The organism is Streptomyces sp. NPDC047315, assembly GCF_040643215.1.
In the GTDB taxonomy this organism is placed as follows: Bacteria; Actinomycetota; Actinomycetes; order Streptomycetales; family Streptomycetaceae; genus Streptomyces.
In genome coordinates this window covers 1-19,600 of sequence record NZ_JBEYTZ010000028.1, presented here as the reverse complement: position 1 = coordinate 19,600, position 19,600 = coordinate 1, and the positions used below count along the sequence as shown (strand labels likewise).

Genomic DNA, 19,600 nt, shown 5'->3' with positions numbered 1-19,600 from the left:
AAATTGATCGTAATGGAGAGTAAAGAGCCCTGGGGAGAGGGCGTGGCAAATAGGTCAATCTTTCACCCGTTCCGGTGATTGGTGGGGTTAGCGCGGCCCGTCACGCGCCCTTTTTCACCGTCGCGGTGCGACTTTGTCGACTCGGCTGAGCCAGTCATAAAAACACAAAGTCATATGAAAGAGGTGGGCGGATGAAGGCCGTCACACAGAGGGCCGCCGCGGGCGCGGCGGCCACCGCGCTGATCGCAGGTCTGGCGGGCTGCTCCCTCATCGGCGAGGGCGGCAAGGAGGGCGCGCCGGCGGCCAAGGAGGGCCCCGCGCCCAAGGCCGCGCCGCGGATGATCGGTGACGGATCGACCTCGTTCACCGGGGCCCAGCCCAAGCAGCTCAAGCCCAAGCGATTGAAGCCGGGACAGAAGCCGCCGCAATTCGTGGTGTTCTCGTGGGACGGCGCCGGGGAGGACAGTCAGAAACTCTTCTCCCACTTCCGCGACATCGGCAGGAAGTACGACATGACGATGACGTATTTCCTGAGCGGGGTCTATCTCCTGCCTGAGGAGAAAGGTTCCCTCTATCTTCCGCCGAAGCATGACGCCGGACGTTCCGACATCGGTTTCAATGACCTCCAGGGCATCAAGGACACCGTGCGGGAGCTGCGCGGCGCCTGGCTTGAGGGCAATGAGGTCGGCACGCACTTCAACGGGCACTTCTGCGGCCCGGAGGGCGGCGGCGACACCTGGTCGGTGGAGGAGTGGAAGAGCGAGATCAACCAGGCCAAGGCGTTCGTGAAGAACTGGAGGACGAACTCCGGCCTCAAGGACGTCGAGGCGCTGCCCTTCGACTACGACAAGGAGCTGATCGGCGCCCGCACCCCCTGCCTTGAGGGGCGCAAGAACTTCGTGAAGGCCGCCAGCGAGCTGGGCTTCCGCTACGACACCAGCGGCATCAACGACCAGATCTGGCCGGAGAAGGAGTTGGACGTCTGGGACCTCGGCCTGCAGATGGTCCCCTTCCCCGGGCGCGGCTTCGAGACCCTGTCCATGGACTACAACTTCATGGTCAACCAGTCCGGGACGGTCAAGGGCGACCCCGCCCAGCACGAGTACTGGGGCCGGCAGATGCGCGACGGTCTCGTCCAGGCGTTCGACCGCGCGTACAACGGCAACCGCGCTCCGCTGATCATCGGCAACCACTTCGAGTCCTGGAACGGCGGCACGTACATGCGGGCCATCGAGGACACCATCGCGACCGTGTGCGTGAAGAAGGACGTGCAGTGCGTGTCCTTCAAACAGCTCGTCGACTGGCTCGACGCCCAGGACCCGAAGGTCGTCGCCAAGCTGCGGAACCTCAAGGTCGGCGAGGCGCCGGCGGAGGGGTGGCCGGGCTTCATGGCGGCGCAGCCGGCGGGTTCGAAGGCGAAGCCCGCCGGAACGGACGGCGCAGTGGACGGTCCGGCTGAGGACGCGAAGGCGGGCGGGAGCGCGGGGGGCCCGGCGGGCGGCGACGCGGCAGCCGGGGGAAACGAAGCCGCGGTCCGTGAGGACGAAGACGGCGCTGGGGCCGCGGGCGTCGAATGATCGCGGTGCGCCCCGGCGCAGCCGCCGTCGGCCGGGGCGCTTCTTGCACCCTCGGCCGGGTGGCTGCTGTCCGGGAGGCTTCGGGCGCCCTCGGCCGGGCCGCCGGTAGCCGGGGAGCCTCTTGTCGGGGGCGCCGGCCCTGAGCGCAGTGGTCGTGGGGGCTCGGGTGGCAGGGGCTTCGGCCGTGGGGGCTTCGGTCGTGGGGGTGCAGGGCCCGCCGTTCCGTCCGGCGGGCCCGTGGCCCCTGGCATCGCATCCGGGATCAGGCCGGCAGCGGCGAGCCCGCGCCCACCGCCTGTTCTCCGAGGACGAAGGCGGGGTCGACCTGGGCCGCCAGGTCGGCGCCCGTCTTCGCGTTCCCCCAACTCTCCGCGTTCTTCAGGTGGAAGTGCACCATCTGACGGGTGTAGCGGGCCCAGTCGCGCTGCGCGTACATGGCCGCGGCGGTGCGCTCCAGGACCTCCAGGGACGCACGGTTGTCCGCCTCCAGCAGGTCGAAGCGCTGCGGGCGCCCCTTCTCCATCGCCCGCACCCAGTCGGAGTGCCCGAACGAGACCAGCAGGTCGTCCCCGACCTCCGAGCGCAGGAAGTCCAGGTCGTCCTCGCTCTGGACCTTGTTGCCGACGACCTTCAGCGCGACCCCGAAGTCCCGTGCGTACTCCTTGTACTGGCGGTACACGGAGACGCCCTTGCGCGTCGGCTCGGCCACCAGGAAGGTCATGTCGAACCGGGTGAACATCCCGGAGGCGAACGAGTCCGAGCCTGCGGTCATGTCCACCACGACGTACTCGTCCGCCCCGTCGACCAGGTGGTTCAGACACAGCTCCACCGCGCCGACCTTGGAGTGGTAGCAGGCCACGCCCAGGTCCGACTCCGTGAAGGGGCCGGTGGCCATCAGCCGGACCTCGCCGCCGTCCAGTCGGACCGCGTGGGCGCAGGCGTCGTAGACGGGGTTGTCCTCGCGCACACGCAGCAGCCGTGAGCCCTCGCCGGGGGGCGTGGTTTTGATCATGGTTTCGACCGAGGTGATCCGGGGGTTGGCGCCCCGGAGGTGGTCCTTGATCAACGGCAGGTGCGCGCCCATCGCGGGCAGCGCGGCGGCCTGTTCGTCATCGAGCCCCAGTGCTGCTGCCAGGTGCTGGTTGATGTCTGCGTCCACCGCGATGACGGCGGCCTCGCCAGCGGCCAGATGGCGGATGAAGAGCGAGGACAGCGTGGTCTTCCCGCTGCCGCCCTTCCCTACGAAAGCGATCTTCATGTTCACCTAGGGTAGCCGCATGGTTGCCTGTTGTTGTCAAGCTGTACGGTGAAGACCACTCGAAGGAAGGGCGTGCGCCCAGGGCGCGTAGCCTCCTTACTCATGAGCACGAATGCCACACCCGCCTCTTCGACCGACCCCCTGGCGGCCCTCGGTGCGCTGCCGGGCGTCGCCGACTCGGTGGGTGCCGTGCGCACGTCGATCGACCGGGTCTACGGGCACCGGATCATGCGGCGGCGCAGCAATGAGGTCACGTCCGAGGCCGCCCTGCGCGGAGCGCGCGGCTCGGCCGCCCTCGCCGGTGCCGATTGGGCGCTGGAGGAGGTCCGCAGGCGCACCGACTTCGGTACGGACCCGCAGGCCCTCGCGGTCGGCGCGGCCCTGCGGCTGACCGCCGAAGCAGGGCAACTGCTGTCCGTGTGGCGGCAGTCACCGCTGCGAGTGCTCGCCCGGCTGCACCTGGTCGCGGCCGGCGGCGGCGCGGCCGACGAGACCGTGGGCCGTCCGCGACTGGCGGGCGAGGCGGTCGACGAACCCCTGATTGACGCTCCCCTCCCGGACGCCGACGAGGTCAACGGTCGGCTGGAGGGGTTGGCGGAGCTGATCGTGGTGGGCACTGCAGCACCGGCGCTGGTGAGCGCGGCCGTCGTGCACGGCGAACTGCTCGCGCTGCGGCCCTTCGGTTCCCACAACGGGCTGGTGGCGCGGGCGGCCGAGCGGATCGTCCTGATCGGCAGCGGGTTGGACCCCAAGGCCATCTGCCCGGCCGAGGTCGGGCACGCGGAACAGGGGTCGGCCGCGTACGTCACCGCCTTCGGCGGCTATCTGTCCGGTACGGCGGAGGGCATGGCGGCCTGGATCGCGTACTGCGGGCGCTCGGTGGAGCTGGGTGCGCGGGAGTCGACGGCGGTCTGCGAGGCGCTGCAGCGCGGCGCCGCCTGACGGGCCCTTTCGCGTACGGGGCCTTGTGCGGGGTTCTTCCCGGGGCCTCTCGGGGCTGCTCCGGCCGCTGGAGTCCTGGTCGCGGCCCCGAACAGGGTTGCGGCGGTACCGGTTCCGGTACCGCCGCTGGCATGTCCGCCGAGTTACCAAGCGTCCTCGATGATGTGCCCATCAGGTCGGGTACTGCTGCCCTCACCTGGTGCGGCTGGCCCGTATTCGACGGGTCGACGTCGCGTGGGTGCCCGGTTTTCATGCTCGGTCCGTGGGGCCTTTGATGCGTGTTGAGGTGATCCTTTCGGATGTCCTTGGTCTCGCGGGCCGTTGAATCCTTTGTACTCCAGCGTGGGGTGAAGCGGAACCCCTCGCTACACTTCTTTACTTTTACCTTCAAATACGGGCAAAGCGGTCGACGGCCCGTGCGGACTGGGCGATCACTTGCGCCGCAGCCGCTTGGGCCGCGCTCCTGCGGCGGCTGGCGTACCAGACGAGCCCTGCCGTCGCCGCGGCAGCGCCCACCGCGGCTGCCGCCACGAGCGCCGGGCGCGGCGGCATCGAGAAGGCGGGCAGCCGCTGCTTGAGTCGGACCGGTCGATTGAAGACCAGAATCGGCCAGTCCCGGGCGGTCGCTTCCCGACGCAGAGCCCGGTCCGGATTCACCGCATAGGGGTGGCCGACGGACTCCAACATCGGCACGTCGGTGATGGAGTCGCTGTAGGCGTAACAGCGGGAGAGGTCGTATCCCTCCGACTCGGCGAGTTCGCGGATGGCTTCCGCCTTCGTCGGGCCGTAGGCGTAGTACTCCACTTCGCCGGTGAAGCAGCCGTCGTCGCCGACCACCATCCGGGTCGCGACGACCCGGTCCGCGCCCAGCAGCTCGCCGATCGGCTCGACGACCTCGGCGCCCGAGGTGGACACGATGACGACGTCACGGCCGGCGGTGTGGTGCTCCTCGATGAGGGAAGCGGCTTCGTCGTAGATGATGGGGTCGATCAGATCGTGAAGGGTCTCGGCGACGATCTCCTTCACCTGCTGGACGTTCCAGCCCTTGCACAGGGCCGAGAGGTACTCGCGCATCCTCTCCATCTGGTCGTGGTCGGCGCCGCCCGCGAGAAAAACGAACTGGGCATAGGCGGTCCGCAGTACGGCCCGCCGGTTGATCAGGCCGCCTTGGTAGAAGGACTTGCTGAAGGTCAGCGTCGAAGACTTCGCAATGACCGTCTTGTCCAGGTCAAAGAACGCAGCTGTGCGAGGCAAGGAGTGGTTTTCCACGAGCTGAGCATAGGTGCCCGCCATTCGGCGTACTGCTCGGGCGTGTGGGTTTGCCTGAGAAGGCTCTCGGGTACACCATGGAAGTCACGGATCGTTCGCGACCGTGCTAACCCGGACCGGCTCCTCCCCCCCCGAGCCGGCCGGAGAGACGACCCCCGCTCTCCCCCCCGGCGGGGGTCGTCGCATGTCCGGGTGGGTGTCCCGCCCCGTTTCGAGATCCACTTCGATCGCCCCCTCCTGAGCGCCTTCGGTCCGTGACCGCTCGATGCCACTCTGCATCGTCACCGTGCGTAGCGGAAGGGGTGCGCAGCGGGAGTCACTGGTATGGGGGACCGAGATATTCACAAGTGGTGAGTTGTCCACAGTTTTTCGGCATGATCCACACGATTTTCGGGGGTGCTGCACGGTGAATCCACCCGCGTAGTTCGCGGCGTCTGGAATCACCGATCTCGCAATCGAAGCGGGGTCGCGGCAATCAAGGGGTGGACAGCGTGGCTGGATCTATCACATCGCGCAGGGACCCGGTCCTCGAAGGGCGCCGGGAGGGCCCTCTGATCGTCACCGAAGACATGGAGCTGCTCGACGATCTGCTGCGGCTGTGCGCCGCCGCCGGCGCCGAGCCGGACGTGCACCATCGGATCCCCGAGCGCCGGGGCAGTTGGGAGGCCGCTCCCCTCGTCCTTGTCGGCGACGACGCGGCGGTGCACTGCCGGGGCGCCACGCGACGGCGCGGGGTGCTCCTCGTCGGCCGGGAGCAGGACGACCCCGCCGTCTGGCGGTACGCGGTCGAGATCGGGGCCGATTCCGTGCTGCGCCTGCCCGATGCGGAAGGCTGGCTCGTCGACCGCATCGCCGACGTCGTCGAAGGGGTCGCCGAGCAGGCGCTGACCGTCGGCGTCATCGGCGGACGCGGCGGCGCCGGGGCGTCCACCTTGGCCTGCGCCCTCGCCGTCACCGCCGCGCGCGGCGGCCGGCGCACCATGCTCGTCGACGGCGACCCCCTCGGCGGAGGCATCGACGTCCTGCTCGGCGGCGAGCGCGCCGAAGGCCGCAGGTGGCCGGATTTCGTCGGGTCCAAGGGGCGGGTGGCCGGCGGCGCCCTGGAGGAGTCCCTGCCTGAGTTGCACCGGCTCCGGGTCCTCAGCTGGGATCGAGGTGACTGCGTCGTCGTCCCGCCGCCGGCCATGAAGTCCGTGCTGGCCGCGGCCCGACGCCGCGGTGGAGTGGTGGTGGTCGATCTGCCGCGCCGCTTCGACGAGGGCGCGGTGGAGGTGCTGGCCCAGCTCGATCTGGGGCTGCTGGTCGTCCCCGGCGAGCTGCGCGCGGTCGCCGCGGCCAATCGCGTCGCCTCGCTGGCCGGGATGGTCCTGAAGGACCTGCGGGTCATCACCCGCGGGCCGTACGCCACCGGGCTCGACGAGCAGTGGATCGCGAGCTCCCTCGGGCTGCCCCTCGCCGGCGAGCTGCCCTGGGAAGCCGGGCTTCCGTACGTGCTGGACGCCGGAGCGCCGCCGGGCGGCACGGCCGGCCCCCTGGCCCGGTTCTGCACCGCCTTTTGGGACCGCGCACTGGCCGAGGGAGCGGTCTCATGAGCACGGGACTGCTGGATGCCGTGCGCCGGCGCCTCGCCGAGAGCGGGGCGGAACCGACCCCGTCCCGGGTCGCGGTCGCCCTGCGGGCGCAGGAGCGCCTGTTGGGCGACGCCGAAGTCCTCGGCGGTACCGAGTCCCTGCGGTGCGAGCTGGTGGGCACCGGACCTCTGGAGCCGCTGTTGGCCGACCCGGACGTGACGGACGTGCTGGTGTCGTCGCCCGACCGGGTCTGGGTGGACCGTGGACGCGGCCTTGAGCTGTCCGACGTGGCCTTCGCCGACAAGGCGTCGGTGCGCCGACTGGCCCAGCGGCTCGCCGCAGTGGCCGGTCGACGGCTGGACGACGCCCGACCGTGGGTCGACGCCCGGCTGCCAGACGGCACCCGGATGCACGCCGTGATCCCTCCCGTGGCCGTCGAGTCGACCTTCCTTTCGCTACGGGTGGTGCGCCCCCGGGCGTTCTCCGTCGCGGAGCTGGTCGCGGCGGGCACCGTGCCGCCCGGTGGGGACCGGGTGCTGCGGGCCCTGGTGGACGCCAGGCTGTCGTTCCTGATCAGCGGCGGCACGGGGACCGGCAAGACGACCCTCCTGTCCACGCTCCTCGGGCTCGTGGGGGAGCACGAACGGATCGTCGTTGCGGAGGACTCCTCGGAGCTGAGGCCCGACCATCCGCACGTGGTGCGCCTGGAGTCCCGCCCGCCCAATCAGGAGGGCGCCGGCCGGGTCACCCTGCGGGACCTGGTGCGTCAAGCGCTGCGGATGCGCCCCGATCGGCTCGTCGTCGGCGAGGTCCGAGGAGAGGAAGTGACCGAACTCCTCGCCGCGTTGAACACGGGGCATGAAGGCGGTTGCGGCACGGTCCATGCGAATGCCGCGGCGGACGTCCCGGCCCGACTCGAAGCCCTCGGGACCGCGGCCGGGCTCGACCGTGCGGCCCTCCACAGCCAACTGGCCGCGGCCCTCGCCGTGGTGATCCATCTCACCCGGGGCCGGGACGGTCGGCGGCGCATCGCCGAAGTGCACGTCCTGGAGCGGGACCGGGCCGGGCTCGTGGTGACCGTGCCCGCGCTGCGCCGCACCAAGGACGCCTTCACCCACGAACGGGGCTGGGCGCGGCTGCGGTCGCTGATCGGGGACGCGTCATGAGGGCCTTGGAGCCGGCGCACGCGGCGGCCCTGTGCGCGGGGGCGGTGGCCCTGCTGCTGGCGGACGGTCGCAACCGGGCCGCTGCGCGGTCGCGGCTGGCGCTCGCCGGCAGCGGTGCGGTGCAGACGCCGTCGAGGTGGTCGTGGCGGCGGCCGGGGCTGATGGCCCGCGTGGGGCGGGAGTGGTGGTGCCTCCCGTTGGCGGTGCTGCTCGCGGTCGTCGGAGGGTCCCTGCTGCCGCTGGTCGCGGGTGCGGTGGCGGTCCCGCTGGTGCGTCGGCGGTTGCGAGGGCGCGCTGAGGCGCGGGCGAGAGACCGCCGCGCCGACGAGGTCATCGCCCTGTGCGGCGCGGTCGTCGCTGAGTTGCGGGCCGGTCTCCAGCCGGGGCAGGCGCTGATGCACGCTGCGGGAGCGGGTCGGGCGCTGGGGGCCGCCGAGCCGGCGGTCGTCGCCGCGGTCCGGTTCGGGGGCGACGTCCCGGCCGCTCTGCGGGACGCGGCCGGGGAGCCCGGAGCGGAAGGACTGGCCGGCGTCGCGGCGTGCTGGAGCGTGGCCGTCGACGGAGGAGCGGGGCTGGCGGCCGGTCTGGACCGCCTGGAAGCCGCTCTGCGGGCCGAACGGGAGCAGGAGGAGGACCTGCGCGCCCAGCTGGCCGGCGCGCGCTCCACGGTCGCCCTGCTGGCTCTCCTGCCGGTCGCGGTCCTGGGCATCGGTACGGCCGTGGGAGCCGATCCCTTGCGTGTCCTGCTGCACACGCCCGCCGGCCTGCTGTGCCTCTTGGTCGGCGCCGCGCTGGAGACGGCCGGGATCTGTTGGGCCGCCCGGATCGTGCGGGGCACGCGGAAGGGGCAGTCGTGAGCAGCGTGGTGCGCCTGTGCTCCGTGGCCGTCCCGCTCCTGCTGGCCGCCCACGCCCTCGCCCTCCTCGCCGTCCACCGCAGGGAGCGCCGGATGCGGCTGCGCATCGAGGAGTTGCGGAAGAGCGAGCCTGCCGGACGCCGCCTGCGGCTTCCCTACCGGACGTGGGCCAGGCGCTGGACTCCGCCGCTGGGGGCGCTGCTCCTGGTGTACGTCCTCGTCGACGGGGTGGCCGGCGGCGTCATCGGGCTGGCAGCCGCCGGAGCCGTCCATCGCTGGCAGCACACCCATGCGTCGGCCGAAGTCCCGGCGGATGACCCCGTGGCGGCCCGACAGCTACCGCTCGCCGCCGATCTGTTGGCGGCCTGCGCCTCGGCAGGTGCGGGGCCGCGCGAGGCGGCGGCGGCAGTGGGGCAGTCCCTGCCGGGACCGGTCGGCGAGCAGCTGATACGGACGGCGGCCGAGCTGCGGCTCGGTGGTGAACCGGCCCAGGCGTGGGGTGGGTTCGCCGCCGTCCCGGGCGCGGCGGAGCTGGCGCGCTGCCTGGCACGGGCGGACTACACCGGCGCCCCCGCGGCTGAGCCGGTCTCCCGGCTGGCGCACCGGCTCCGCGCCGCGCACGCCAGGACGGCGGTCGCCGGCGCCCGTAAGGCCCAGGTCCTGATCACCGCGCCCGTGGGGCTGTGCTTCCTGCCCGCGTTCCTGGTGGTCGGCGTGGCCCCGGTCGTCCTCGGCCTGGCCGCCGGACTCCTCGACCGCGGCTGACTCCGCCCTCTGCACGGCCGGCGCCCGTCCACAACCGACGGCCATGCACATCCGGCCCTGACTACGCCCAACTCCCGACCACAACCGACCCCGACCACAACTGACCCGGATCACACCAGGAGTTCGACATGATCAACGCAGTCCGTCGTCGACTGTTCCCGCGGATGCGCGGTGACAGCGGCATGGTGACGTCCGAATACGCCTTGGGGACAGTCGCGGCCTGCAGCTTCGCCGCCGTCCTCATCGACCTCCTCACCGGCGGGTGGGCGCGGGACCTCCTGAAGGTCGCGATCGCCAGGGCTCTCGATGCGCAGTTCTGACCCGGTGCGCGCGGCGCGGGACCGAGGTGCGGTCACCGCGGAGGCGGCGGTCGTCATTCCGGCGCTGGTCGCTCTCGCCATGGCCCTGATGTGGGGCCTGATGGCCGTGGCGACGCACATCAGATGTGTGGACGCCGCCTACGTGGGCGCCCGGGCCGCCGCGAGGTCCGAGCCGCGGGACACCGTGCTCGCTCTGGCCCGGGCCACCGCCCCGGCGAAGTCCCGGGTCACGGTGACCCGCTCCGGAGAGTTCTGGCGCGTACGGGTGGAGGCCGATGCCCCCGGCCCCGGAGGTCTCGGGCTCACCCTGCGCGCCGGAGCGGCGGCCCTCACGGAGGACGGAGACGTGCCATGACGCGGCATACACAGCGGCGTGCACACCAGGACCCGGGCCGGGGGAAGGCCGGCCGCGGCGGGCGCTGGAGCCGGGGCCACGGCTGGGGCCGGGGCTGTCGGGATCGTGGGGCGGCGACCGTGTGGGTGGCGCTGGCGGCGACGGTGCTCTGCGCGCTGTTCGGAGCCGTCTTGGCCCTGGGGCAGGTGGTGATCGCCTGTCACCGGGCTGGCGGCGCAGCGGATCTGGCCGCCCTCGCTGCGGCGGACCGTGCGCTCGAAGGGCGGGAGGCTGCCTGTGCCGGGGCGCGGGCGGTCGCGGACGCCCAAGGCGCGGACGTGGTGCGGTGCGCCCTGGTGGGGGAGTTCGCCGAGGTGACCGCCCGGGCTCGCGTCGGCCCCTATGCGCCGACCGCTCGGGCCCGGGCGGGCCCCGCGGCACGGTGGGGCGCCCCGGAGGCCGCTCGGCTCCCCGGCCGCGCTCCGTCAGGGCGTTTCGTCGGGGGCGGCGCGCAGGAGTTGGGTGAGCAGCCGGATCGCGCCGCGCTTGTGGAGGGGCTCGTTGCCGTTGCCGCACTTGGGCGACTGGATGCAGGACGGACAGCCGGCTTCGCACTCGCACGCGGTGATCGCTTCGAGCGTCGCGCCCAGCCAGGCGCGGGCCGTGTGGAAGGCGCGCTCGGCGAAGCCCGCGCCGCCCGGGTGGCCGTCGTAGACGAAGACCGTCGGGAGCAGGGTGTCGGGGTGCAGCGGCACGGAGACGCCCCCGATGTCCCAGCGGTCGCACGTCGCGAACAGGGGCAGCATGCCGATGGAGGCGTGTTCGGCCGCGTGGAGGGCGCCGCCGAGCTGTTCGGGGCCGATGCGCGCGGCGTCCACCTGGTCGTCCGTGACGGTCCACCACACGGCCCGGGTGCGCAGGGTGCGCGGCGGCAGGTCCAGCTTCGTCTCGCCCAGCACCTCGCCCGTCATGAGCTTGCGGCGCAGGAAGGAGACGACCTGGTTGGTGACCTCGACCGAGCCATAGCACAGGCGCGCGTCGCCCCAGGGGACTTCGACGTCGGTTTCGAGCACGGAGATCGACGTGGTGTCGCGGGCCGTCGTGGAGTACGGCGGGACGGCCTCCTCCACCAGGGCCACCGAGTCCTCCAGGTCCAGCCGCCGCACCAGGTACGTGCGCCCTTGGTGGAGGTGGACCGCGCCCTCGTGGACGGAGGCGTGCGCGGCCGACTCGTCGACGGTGCCCAGGAGCCGGCCGGTGCCCTCCTCCACGATCTGGACCGGCCGGCCGCCCCCGCCGCGGATGTCGGTGAGGTCGGCGGCCCGCTCGCGCCGGGTCCAGTGCCAGCCCGTGGCCCGGCGCCGCAGCAGCCTCGCCGCTTCGAGTTGGGGCATCAGTTCGGCGGTGGCCGGGCCGAAGAGCGCCAGATCGGCCTCGGTGAGGGGCAGTTCCGCGGCGGCGGCGCACAGGTGCGGGGCGAGGACGTACGGGTTGTCCGGGTCCAGGACGGTGGACTCCACCGGCTGCTGGAAGAGCGCTTCGGGGTGGTGGACCAGGAAGGTGTCCAAGGGGTCGTCGCGGGCGATCAGAACGGCCAGGGCGCCCTCGCCGGAGCGGCCGGCGCGGCCCGCCTGCTGCCACAGCGAGGCCCGGGTGCCGGGGTATCCGGCGATGAGGACGGCGTCCAGCCCGGAGACGTCCACCCCGAGTTCCAGCGCGGTCGTGGCGGCGAGGCCGAGGAGTTCGCCGGAGTGCAGGGCGCGCTCCAGCGCCCGGCGCTCCTCGGGCAGATAGCCGCCCCGGTAGGCGGCGACCCGCCGCGGCAGCGAGCGGTCGACCTCCGCCAGGTGCTCCTTGCTGATGACGGAGATCAGCTCGGCGCCCCGCCGGGAGCGCACGAACGCGACCGTGCGGACGCCCTGCACGGTCAGGTCGGTCAGCAGGTCCGCCGTCTCGGCGGTGGCGGTGCGGCGCACCGGGGCGCCCTTCTCGCCGTGGAGTTCGGTCAGCGGCGGCTCCCACAGGGCGAAGACCAGTTCGCCGCGCGGCGAGGCGTCGTCGGCGACCTCGCGCACGGGCACCCCGGTGAGCCGTTCGGCCGCGACGGCCGGGGCGGCTGCGGTGGCGGAGGCCAGCAGGAAGACGGGATCCGCCCCGTAGCGTGCGCATATCCGGCGCAGCCGGCGCAGCACCTGGGCCACGTGCGACCCGAAGACGCCCCGGTAGGTGTGGCACTCGTCGATGACGACGTAGCGCAGGGAGCGCAGGAAGGAGGACCAGCGGGGGTGGGACGGCAGGATGCCCCGGTGGAGCATGTCCGGGTTGGTCAGGACGTACGTGGCGTACTGGCGGACCCACTCGCGTTCCTCGACGGGGGTGTCGCCGTCGTAGACGGCGGGCCGGACCCGGTGGCCCAGGGGCGCGGCGAGTTCCTTCACGGCCCGGCACTGGTCGGCGGCGAGGGCCTTGGTGGGGGCCAGGTAGAGGGCCGTGGCGCCGCGCCCGTTGGGGGCCTCGGAGCCGTCGAGGACGGTGGAGAGCACCGGAGCGAGATACGCCAGCGACTTCCCGGAAGCGGTTCCGGTGGCGATCACGACCGAGTCGCCGTCCAGGGCGTGCTCGGCGGCGGTCGCCTGGTGCGTCCACGGGTGGTCGATCCCGGCCCGTTGGATGGCGTCGACGACTTCCGGACGGATGCGGTCCGGCCAGACTGCATGCCGACCGGGTCTGGGGGGCAAGTGCTCCGTATGAGTGATGCGCGCGGCTCGGTTCGCCCTCGCGGCGAGCCGGTCGAGGACCTCACCGGGGGAGGGGCGGGTCTGCCCGCTCTCGGGTGGTCGTCTGGGACGGAGATTCTTGGCCATCGGCACCGAGTGTGTCACTGGCGTGACGGACAATGGTCCCAAGGCGTCGTGCATGGCTGCAGGTAAGTGATTGAATGCCATCGCGGCTGGCGACCGTCCCCCGGCTCCGCCGGGGAGACCTGAAGAGGGGGCGGACGCTCGATAGCAAGGTGCTGGAGGATCCGTGGACCTGTCCCTGTCGACTCGCGTTGTGTCCGGTCCCGCCGGCGACCGTACGGTCGTCGAGGTCGGTGGCGAGATTGATGTGTATACCGCGCCCAAGCTGCGCGAGCAGTTGGTCGAGCTGGTGAACGACGGCAGTTATCACCTGGTCGTCGACATGGAAGGCGTGGACTTCCTCGACTCCACCGGGCTGGGCGTGCTGGTGGGTGGCCTCAAGCGGGTGCGTGCCCACGAGGGCTCGCTGCGCCTGGTCTGCAACCAGGAGCGCATTCTCAAGATCTTCCGGATCACGGGCCTGACGAAGGTGTTCCCGATCCACACCACGGTCGACGAGGCTGTCGCGGCTGCCGACTGAGGTCGGGCCGAGGCCGTTTCGAGAACACCTGCAAGACCGCCGGCGGCACACGGGGCCGTCGGCACCACCGGAAGATCGGGGGAGCCGGACAGCCAGTCCGGGTGCCCCCGATAGGCCCGCCCGTACGTCCGAGGGGGATCTCATGACCACCGTCGAGCTTCGCTTCAGCGCTCAACCCGAGCATGTCAGGACCGCCCGATTGGTGGCTGCTGCGGTGGCGCGCCGGGCCGGGGTCGACGAGGCCGTGCTGGACGAGGTCCGGCTCGCGGTCGGCGAGGCGTGCAGTCGCGCCGTCGGGCTGCACCGCAGCCACGGCATCACCTCGCCCATCAAGGTCGTGCTGACCGAGGAGGACAAGACGTTCTCCATCGAGGTGGGCGACGAGGTCTCCGGCGGCCCGGGTGGTGACGCCTCCCAAGGCGGCGCCGCGGGGTCGTACGGCGGCGCGGACGACGAGACCGACGGCGAGGACGACATGGGCCTCGCGGTCATCAGCGGCCTCGTCGACGACGTGGAGGTCTCCTCCACGGAAGAGGGCGGAGTGATCCGGATGAGCTGGCCGACGACCCCCGTGTCCGTCGTGCCCTGACCTTTTCCGGCCCCGAGCCGGGCCCCACGTTCTGACCTCCGGGCTCCCAAGCCGCGGCCCGGAGATCAGATCCAGGGCTCGGCCTCGGGGCTCGGCCTGAGGACCCGGCCCCTTCGAAAAGACCCTGCTGAGCAGGGTCTTTTTTCTTTTTCTCAGATCATTTCATAGATCATTGATCATGCGTCAATGCTTTCGCCCCATTACTTCTTTCGGGCACATTTACGGAACCTGATCTTTTGTCGAGCGGCGCCTGAAGGTCACTTGTCATTTCTTGCACTCTGTTTTGATCAGGTTCCGCTCCCTACAATCCGTCCACATCTTGAGCTCTGGACGACGTCAAGGAGGACGAATGGCGGGGCTCTACAGCTTTGAAATGATCGATCACTCCACCTCTCTCTCGGCTGCGGTGCTCACCGACGACAATCGGCTCATCGTGATCGTCATCGCCGTGGTCGCGCTGGCGGCGCTCGTCGTGGCCCAGCTGCTGGTACGCCAGGTGCTGGCGGCCGGCGAGGGCACCGAGTCGATGAAGAAGATCGCGGCGGCGGTGCAGGAAGGCGCAAATGCCTATCTCGCCCGGCAGCTGCGCACACTCGGCGTCTTCGCCGTCGTGGTGTTCTTTCTGTTGTTCCTCCTTCCGGCGGACGACTGGTCGCAGCGCACCGGCCGATCTTTGTTCTTCCTGGTGGGCGCGATTTTCTCGGCGGCCACCGGTTACATCGGCATGCGGCTGGCCGTACGGGCAAATGTGCGGGTGGCCGCTGCCGCCCGTGAAGCGACCCCTGGCCCGGGCGAGCCGGAAAAGGACCTGACTGCCGTATCCCACCGTGCGATGAAGATCGCATTCCGTACCGGCGGCGTCGTCGGCATGTTCACCGTCGGCCTCGGCCTGTTCGGCGCCTCCTGCGTCGTCCTCGTCTACGCCGCGGACGCCCCCAAGGTCCTGGAGGGCTTCGGGCTCGGGGCCGCCCTCATCGCGATGTTCATGAGGGTCGGCGGCGGCATCTTCACCAAGGCCGCCGACGTCGGCGCCGACCTCGTGGGCAAGGTGGAGCAGGGCATCCCCGAGGACGACCCGCGCAACGCGGCGACCATCGCCGACAACGTGGGCGACAACGTCGGCGACTGCGCGGGCATGGCCGCCGACCTCTTCGAGTCGTACGCCGTGACCCTCGTCGCGGCCCTCATCCTCGGCAAGGCGGCCTTCGGCGACGCCGGACTCGCCTTTCCGCTGATCGTTCCGGCGATCGGCGTGGTCACCGCGATGATCGGCATCTTCGCGGTCGCCCCGCGGCGCGCCGACCGCAGCGGCATGACGGCCATCAACCGCGGCTTCTTCGTCTCCGCCGTCATCTCCCTCGCCCTCGTCGCCACGGCGGTCTTCGCCTATCTGCCCTCCTCGTACGCCGACCTGGCCGGCGTCACCGAAGCGGCCATCAAGACGAACGACGGCGATCCGCGCGTGCTCGCCCTGGTCGCCGTGGCCATCGGCATCGTGCTCGCCGCCCTGATCCAACAGCTCACCGGCTACTTCACCGAGACCAGCCGGCGCCCGGTCAAGGACATCGGCAAGTCGTCCCTCACCGGCCCCGCCACCGTCGTCCTCGCCGGCATCTCCGTCGGCCTGGAGTCCGCCGTCTACACGGCGCTGCTGATCGGCCTCGGCGTGTACGGCGCGTTCCTGCTCGGCGGCGCGACGATCACCCTGGCGCTGTTCGCCGTGGCGCTCGCCGGCACCGGCCTGCTGACCACCGTCGGCGTGATCGTCGCCATGGACACCTTCGGGCCGGTCTCCGACAACGCGCAGGGCATCGCCGAGATGTCCGGCGACGTCGAGGGCGCCGGCGCCCGGGTCCTCACCGACCTGGACGCCGTCGGCAACACCACCAAGGCCATCACCAAGGGAATCGCCATCGCCACCGCCGTACTGGCGGCTGCGGCGCTCTTCGGCTCGTACCGAGACGCCATCGCCACCGCGGCGCGGGACGTCGGCGAGAAACTGGGCGACGGCGCCCCCGTCAACCTGGTGATGGACATCTCCCAGCCCAACAACCTCGTCGGGCTCGTCCTCGGCGCCGCGGTCGTCTTCCTCTTCTCCGGCCTGGCCATCAACGCGGTGGCGCGCTCGGCCGGTGCCGTGGTGTACGAGGTGCGGCGGCAGTTCCGCGAACACCCCGGGATCATGGATTACACCGAGAAGCCGGAGTACGGCCGGGTCGTCGACATCTGCACCAAGGACGCCCTGCGCGAGTTGGCCACCCCGGGGCTGCTCGCCGTGCTCACCCCCATCGCCGTCGGCTTCTCGCTCGGTGTCGGTGCGCTCGGCGCGTTCCTCGCGGGCGCGATCGGCACCGGCACGCTGATGGCCGTCTTCCTCGCCAACTCGGGGGGCGCCTGGGACAACGCGAAGAAGCTCGTCGAGGACGGCCACCACGGCGGCAAGGGCAGCGAAGCCCACGCCGCCACCGTCATCGGCGACACCGTCGGCGACCCGTTCAAGGACACCGCGGGACCCGCGATCAACCCGCTGCTCAAGGTGATGAACCTGGTGGCGCTGCTGATCGCACCGGCGGTCGTCCAGTTCAGCTACGGAGAGGACGCCAGCGACGGGGTACGGGCGCTGATCGCGGTGCTCGCCATCGCCGTCATCGTCGTGTCGGTGTACGTGTCCAAGCGGCGCGGCATCACCGTCGGCGACGACGAACCCAGCGCCAAGGGCGCGGAGCACGGGGCCAAGTCCGCCGACCCCGCGGCCGTGCAGACGTGACGTAGGTAAGCGCCCGGAACATACCCGTTCATCCGGTCCGTCCGTCCGCCCGTCCCCCCGAGGGACGACGGACGGGCGGACCGGATCGATTCGCGGGGTGTGTCCTGTCTCTCCACGTCACCCTTGGTGCAAATGGCTTCAATAGCACATGAACCCGGCGTTCAGCCGGCGAATGTCGCCCACTTGGCGTGTAAGTTCCGGGGCGCAAGGAGCCTTGGAAGGGACCGATCCGGTGAACAAGAAGCTTGCAGCCGCACTGTCCGGTTGCGCGGTACTGGTACTGGCACTGTCCGGTTGCGGCAGCAGCGAGGACGAGAACACGGTCGACGACTGGGCCAAGAAGTACTGCGACCAGGCAAAGGCCCAGTTCAAGAGCAAGGCCGAGGCCGAGCAGCTCATCCGCTCGACCGCGACCGACGGCAAGCCGGCCGACATCCAGGCGGCCGACTCCAAGGCGTTCCAGGACCTGGCCGACGCGAACAAGGCGTTCGCCGCGGCCTTCAAGAGCGCGGGCACCAGCCCGGCCGAGGAGGACGCGGAGCTCGTCAAGGCGGCCGTTGCCGAGCGCGAGGCCAACGCCAAGTCGTACCTCGACCTGAAGAAGCAGATGGACGGCCTCGACGTCCAGGACCAGCAGACCTTCGCCGACGGCCTCAAGGGCGTCGCGGACGGCCTCGCGAAGGTCGAGGAGAACGAGAGCGCCTGGAACAAGCTCCGCGACAGCGAGACCGGCCGGGCGATGGCGAAGCAGCAGGGCTGCAAGCCGGTGAAGGTCGTCACCCCGCCGAAGTCGGGCGGAGCGTCGGGCTCCACCGCGCCCTGACGGACCGACGGATCGACGGACCGAAAGGCCGACGGCACGGCGATCCGGCGCGGCGCCCAGAGCGAGGCGATCCGGAGCGAGGCGATCCGGGGACAATGAGCGGGTGAGTACGACCGCAGTCATCCCCCGGATCCCCTCGCCCGACCACGCGCCCGACCTGCGCGCCGCGCTCCTCGCCGCGGACTTCACCGCCGACGGCCTGTTGGAGCTGCTCGGAGCCCCCGCGTACGCCGCACTCGCCCGCAGCGAGACCGTGCCCGCGCTACGGGCCACCCGCGGCGACGGCGCCCTGGCCGCCCTCGTACGGCTCTTCCTGCTCCAGGAGCCCGTGGCGTACGAGCGGGCAGCGGCCGTACTCCCCGTGGCCGAATGCATCGCCGACGGCTGGCTCGCGGCCGAAGGCCCTGGCGACTCCGACAGTGCGTACTCCGACAGTGCGTACTCCGACAGTGCGTACTCCGACAGTGCGTACTCCGACGGCGCGACCGTGCGCGCGACCGTCGACGTACGGCCGTACGGCGGGCCCGCCGGCGAGGACTGGTTCATCGTCTCCGACCTCGGGTGCGCGGTCGGCGGCGCGGCGGGCGCGGGCGGCCAGGGCGAAGGCGTCGTCCTCGGCGTCGGCGGCGCCTCCACCACGCTCGCCGGCATCACCGTGCGCACCCCCGTCGCCGCCGCGCTCGACCTCGGCACCGGCTCCGGCATCCAGGCGCTGCACGCCGCCCGGCACGCCACGCGCGTCACCGCGACCGACCTCAACCCCCGGGCCCTCGACTTCACCCGCCTCACGCTCGCGCTCTCCGGCGCCCCCGAGGCCGAGTTGCTGACCGGCTCCCTCTTCGAGCCCGTCGCGGACAAGACGTACGACCTGATCGTGTCGAACCCGCCGTTCGTGATCTCGCCCGGCGCCCGCCTCACGTACCGGGACGGCGGAATGGCCGGCGACGACCTGTGCCGCACCCTCGTCCAGCAGGCCGGCGACCGGCTGAACGACGGGGGATACGCGCAGTTCCTGGCCAACTGGGAGCACGTGGACGGCGAGGACTGGCAGGACCGCGTACGGGCGTGGGTGCCGCGCGGCTGCGACGCGTGGATCGTCCAGCGCGAAGTGCAGGACGCCACGCAGTACGCCGAGTTGTGGCTGCGCGACAGCGGCGACCACCGGGGCGACCCGGCCCGGTACGCGGCGCGGTACGAGGAGTGGCTGGACGAGTTCGACGCGCGTCGCACCCGGGCGGTCGGCTTCGGCTGGATCACGCTGCGGAAGGCCGCGGCGCAGCAGCCGTCGATCGTGGTGGAGGAGTGGCCGCACCCGGTGGAGCAGCCGTTGGGCGAGGCCGTCGTCGCGCACTTCGCCCGCCAGGACTACTTGCGTACGCACGACGACGCGGCGCTGCTCGCCGACCACTTCGTGCTCGCCGCGGACGTCGTCCAGGAGCAGGTGGGGGAGCCGGGCGAGGAGCACCCCGAGCACGTGGTGCTGCGACAGGGCCGCGGGGTGCGGCGGGCGACGAAGGTCGACACGGTGGGGGCGGGGTTCGCGGGCGCGTGCGACGGGTCGCTGAGCGCGGGCCGCATCCTGGACGCGATCGCGCAGCTGCTGGGGGAGGACCCGGTGGCGCTGCGGGACCGGACGCCGGTGGCGCTGCGGTTGCTTGTGGGCGAGGGCTTCTTGGAGCCGGTGTCCCTGCGGGCCTGAGGCGGCACGCGCGGTTGCTCGCGCCCCTGCCCCGCTCGCCGTTTCCGCGTGCGTGCATTGGCCTCCGCGGCCCGGTGGAGGGTTGCTCGCGCAGTTCCGCCCCCTCGGCCCCAGAGGGCCTGGGGGGACCCCAGCGCCCCTGACACGCCGCCGTTGCGCTTCGGGTGCGTTGGTCTCCGCGGCCCGGTGGTGGGCTTGTCGCGCAGTTCCCCGCGCCCCTGTTTCGCTGCTCCCGTCACTTGCCTGCCGGCTGGGGCCAGGGAGTTTGGGGGCGCGGGGAACT

16 protein-coding genes and 1 pseudogene are annotated in these 19,600 nt (G+C 71.6%); 14 read left to right on the top strand and 3 right to left on the bottom strand.

The features are described from left to right. The first annotated feature begins 191 nt into the window (after positions 1–191). On the top strand, positions 192–1,577 hold the full coding sequence (locus tag ABZ842_RS28405; RefSeq protein ID WP_361542678.1) for a hypothetical protein: 1,386 nt from the start codon (positions 192–194) through the stop codon (positions 1,575–1,577). 262 nt (positions 1,578–1,839) lie between these two features. Here ABZ842_RS28405 and ABZ842_RS28400 read toward each other — a convergent pair whose 3' ends face one another. Further along, positions 1,840–2,835 carry an ATP-binding protein gene (locus ABZ842_RS28400; protein ID WP_361542675.1) on the bottom strand — a complete coding sequence of 332 codons (996 nt, stop codon included), beginning with the start codon at positions 2,833–2,835 and terminating at the stop codon, positions 1,840–1,842. A gap of 102 nt (positions 2,836–2,937) precedes the next feature. Here ABZ842_RS28400 and ABZ842_RS28395 point away from each other — a divergent pair, with 102 nt between their 5' ends. Next, positions 2,938–3,777, top strand: a complete 840-nt coding sequence (locus ABZ842_RS28395) for an oxidoreductase (RefSeq protein ID WP_361542672.1) — start codon at positions 2,938–2,940, stop codon at positions 3,775–3,777. Between the two features lie 387 nt (positions 3,778–4,164). On the opposite strand, the gene ABZ842_RS28390 is transcribed toward ABZ842_RS28395, so the two are convergent. Beyond that, positions 4,165–5,070: an HAD-IB family hydrolase gene (locus ABZ842_RS28390; RefSeq protein WP_361542669.1), complete on the bottom strand. Its 906-nt coding sequence runs from the start codon at positions 5,068–5,070 to the stop codon at positions 4,165–4,167. A 467-nt stretch (positions 5,071–5,537) separates the two neighbouring features. Between ABZ842_RS28390 and ssd the strand changes: the two genes are divergently transcribed. The 7 genes and pseudogenes from ssd to ABZ842_RS28355 form a co-directional block, all read left to right on the top strand. After that, positions 5,538–6,638 carry a septum site-determining protein Ssd gene (gene ssd, locus ABZ842_RS28385; protein ID WP_361542666.1) on the top strand — a complete coding sequence of 367 codons (1,101 nt, stop codon included), beginning with the start codon at positions 5,538–5,540 and terminating at the stop codon, positions 6,636–6,638. Further along, positions 6,635–7,783, top strand: a complete 1,149-nt coding sequence (locus ABZ842_RS28380; RefSeq protein ID WP_361542663.1) for a TadA family conjugal transfer-associated ATPase — start codon at positions 6,635–6,637, stop codon at positions 7,781–7,783. The genes ssd and ABZ842_RS28380 overlap by 4 nt, the downstream gene beginning before the upstream one ends. Then, on the top strand, positions 7,780–8,640 hold the full coding sequence (locus ABZ842_RS28375; protein WP_361542660.1) for a type II secretion system F family protein: 861 nt from the start codon (positions 7,780–7,782) through the stop codon (positions 8,638–8,640). The genes ABZ842_RS28380 and ABZ842_RS28375 overlap by 4 nt, the downstream gene beginning before the upstream one ends. Continuing rightward, positions 8,637–9,404: a type II secretion system F family protein gene (locus tag ABZ842_RS28370; RefSeq protein WP_361542657.1), complete on the top strand. Its 768-nt coding sequence runs from the start codon at positions 8,637–8,639 to the stop codon at positions 9,402–9,404. The genes ABZ842_RS28375 and ABZ842_RS28370 overlap by 4 nt, the downstream gene beginning before the upstream one ends. Positions 9,405–9,532: 128 nt before the next feature. Then, entirely contained in the window at positions 9,533–9,724 is a 192-nt protein-coding gene (locus ABZ842_RS28365; RefSeq protein WP_361542654.1) for a DUF4244 domain-containing protein, read from the top strand. Further along, a complete protein-coding gene (locus ABZ842_RS28360; protein ID WP_361542651.1) occupies positions 9,711–10,079 on the top strand; it encodes a TadE family type IV pilus minor pilin in 369 nt (122 codons plus the stop codon). Before ABZ842_RS28365 ends, ABZ842_RS28360 begins: the two co-directional genes overlap by 14 nt. After that, a pseudogene (locus ABZ842_RS28355) lies at positions 10,076–10,480 on the top strand (Rv3654c family TadE-like protein); the annotation flags it as partial. The gene ABZ842_RS28360 and the pseudogene ABZ842_RS28355, both read left to right, overlap by 4 nt. A gap of 63 nt (positions 10,481–10,543) precedes the next feature. Here ABZ842_RS28355 and ABZ842_RS28350 read toward each other — a convergent pair. Next, a complete protein-coding gene (locus tag ABZ842_RS28350; protein WP_361542648.1) occupies positions 10,544–13,003 on the bottom strand; it encodes a DEAD/DEAH box helicase in 2,460 nt (819 codons plus the stop codon). Positions 13,004–13,085: 82 nt separating this feature from the next. On the opposite strand from ABZ842_RS28350, the gene ABZ842_RS28345 reads away from it, so the two are divergent. The 5 genes from ABZ842_RS28345 (at position 13,086) to ABZ842_RS28325 (ending at position 19,317) form a co-directional block, all read left to right on the top strand. Continuing rightward, the gene (locus ABZ842_RS28345; RefSeq protein WP_361542645.1) at positions 13,086–13,439 is read left to right on the top strand and encodes an STAS domain-containing protein; all 354 of its coding nucleotides are present in this window, start codon (positions 13,086–13,088) and stop codon (positions 13,437–13,439) included. Between the two features lie 142 nt (positions 13,440–13,581). Continuing rightward, entirely contained in the window at positions 13,582–14,028 is a 447-nt protein-coding gene (locus ABZ842_RS28340; protein WP_361542642.1) for an ATP-binding protein, read from the top strand. A 349-nt stretch (positions 14,029–14,377) separates the two neighbouring features. Further along, positions 14,378–16,795 (top strand): sodium-translocating pyrophosphatase, encoded by a 2,418-nt coding sequence (locus tag ABZ842_RS28335; protein WP_361542639.1) that lies wholly within the window; start codon positions 14,378–14,380, stop codon positions 16,793–16,795. Between the two features lie 232 nt (positions 16,796–17,027). After that, positions 17,028–17,618 (top strand): small secreted protein, encoded by a 591-nt coding sequence (locus ABZ842_RS28330; RefSeq protein ID WP_361542636.1) that lies wholly within the window; start codon positions 17,028–17,030, stop codon positions 17,616–17,618. 103 nt (positions 17,619–17,721) lie between these two features. Then, the gene (locus ABZ842_RS28325; RefSeq protein WP_361542633.1) at positions 17,722–19,317 is read left to right on the top strand and encodes a methyltransferase; all 1,596 of its coding nucleotides are present in this window, start codon (positions 17,722–17,724) and stop codon (positions 19,315–19,317) included. Positions 19,318–19,600: the final 283 nt, after the last annotated feature.

What these genes read in the sequence shown, in the direction of transcription:
- ABZ842_RS28405 (WP_361542678.1), top strand. Translation starts at nt 192, where the DNA reads ATGAAGGCCGTCACACAGAGGGCCGCCGCGGGCGCGGCGGCCACCGCG.
- ABZ842_RS28400 (WP_361542675.1), bottom strand. Translation starts at nt 2,835, where the DNA reads ATGAAGATCGCTTTCGTAGGGAAGGGCGGCAGCGGGAAGACCACGCTG.
- ABZ842_RS28395 (WP_361542672.1), top strand. Translation starts at nt 2,938, where the DNA reads ATGAGCACGAATGCCACACCCGCCTCTTCGACCGACCCCCTGGCGGCC.
- ABZ842_RS28390 (WP_361542669.1), bottom strand. Translation starts at nt 5,070, where the DNA reads ATGGCGGGCACCTATGCTCAGCTCGTGGAAAACCACTCCTTGCCTCGC.
- ABZ842_RS28380 (WP_361542663.1), top strand. Translation starts at nt 6,635, where the DNA reads ATGAGCACGGGACTGCTGGATGCCGTGCGCCGGCGCCTCGCCGAGAGC.
- ABZ842_RS28375 (WP_361542660.1), top strand. Translation starts at nt 7,780, where the DNA reads ATGAGGGCCTTGGAGCCGGCGCACGCGGCGGCCCTGTGCGCGGGGGCG.
- ABZ842_RS28365 (WP_361542654.1), top strand. Translation starts at nt 9,533, where the DNA reads ATGATCAACGCAGTCCGTCGTCGACTGTTCCCGCGGATGCGCGGTGAC.
- ABZ842_RS28360 (WP_361542651.1), top strand. Translation starts at nt 9,711, where the DNA reads ATGCGCAGTTCTGACCCGGTGCGCGCGGCGCGGGACCGAGGTGCGGTC.
- ABZ842_RS28350 (WP_361542648.1), bottom strand. Translation starts at nt 13,003, where the DNA reads ATGGCATTCAATCACTTACCTGCAGCCATGCACGACGCCTTGGGACCA.
- ABZ842_RS28340 (WP_361542642.1), top strand. Translation starts at nt 13,582, where the DNA reads ATGACCACCGTCGAGCTTCGCTTCAGCGCTCAACCCGAGCATGTCAGG.
- ABZ842_RS28335 (WP_361542639.1), top strand. Translation starts at nt 14,378, where the DNA reads ATGGCGGGGCTCTACAGCTTTGAAATGATCGATCACTCCACCTCTCTC.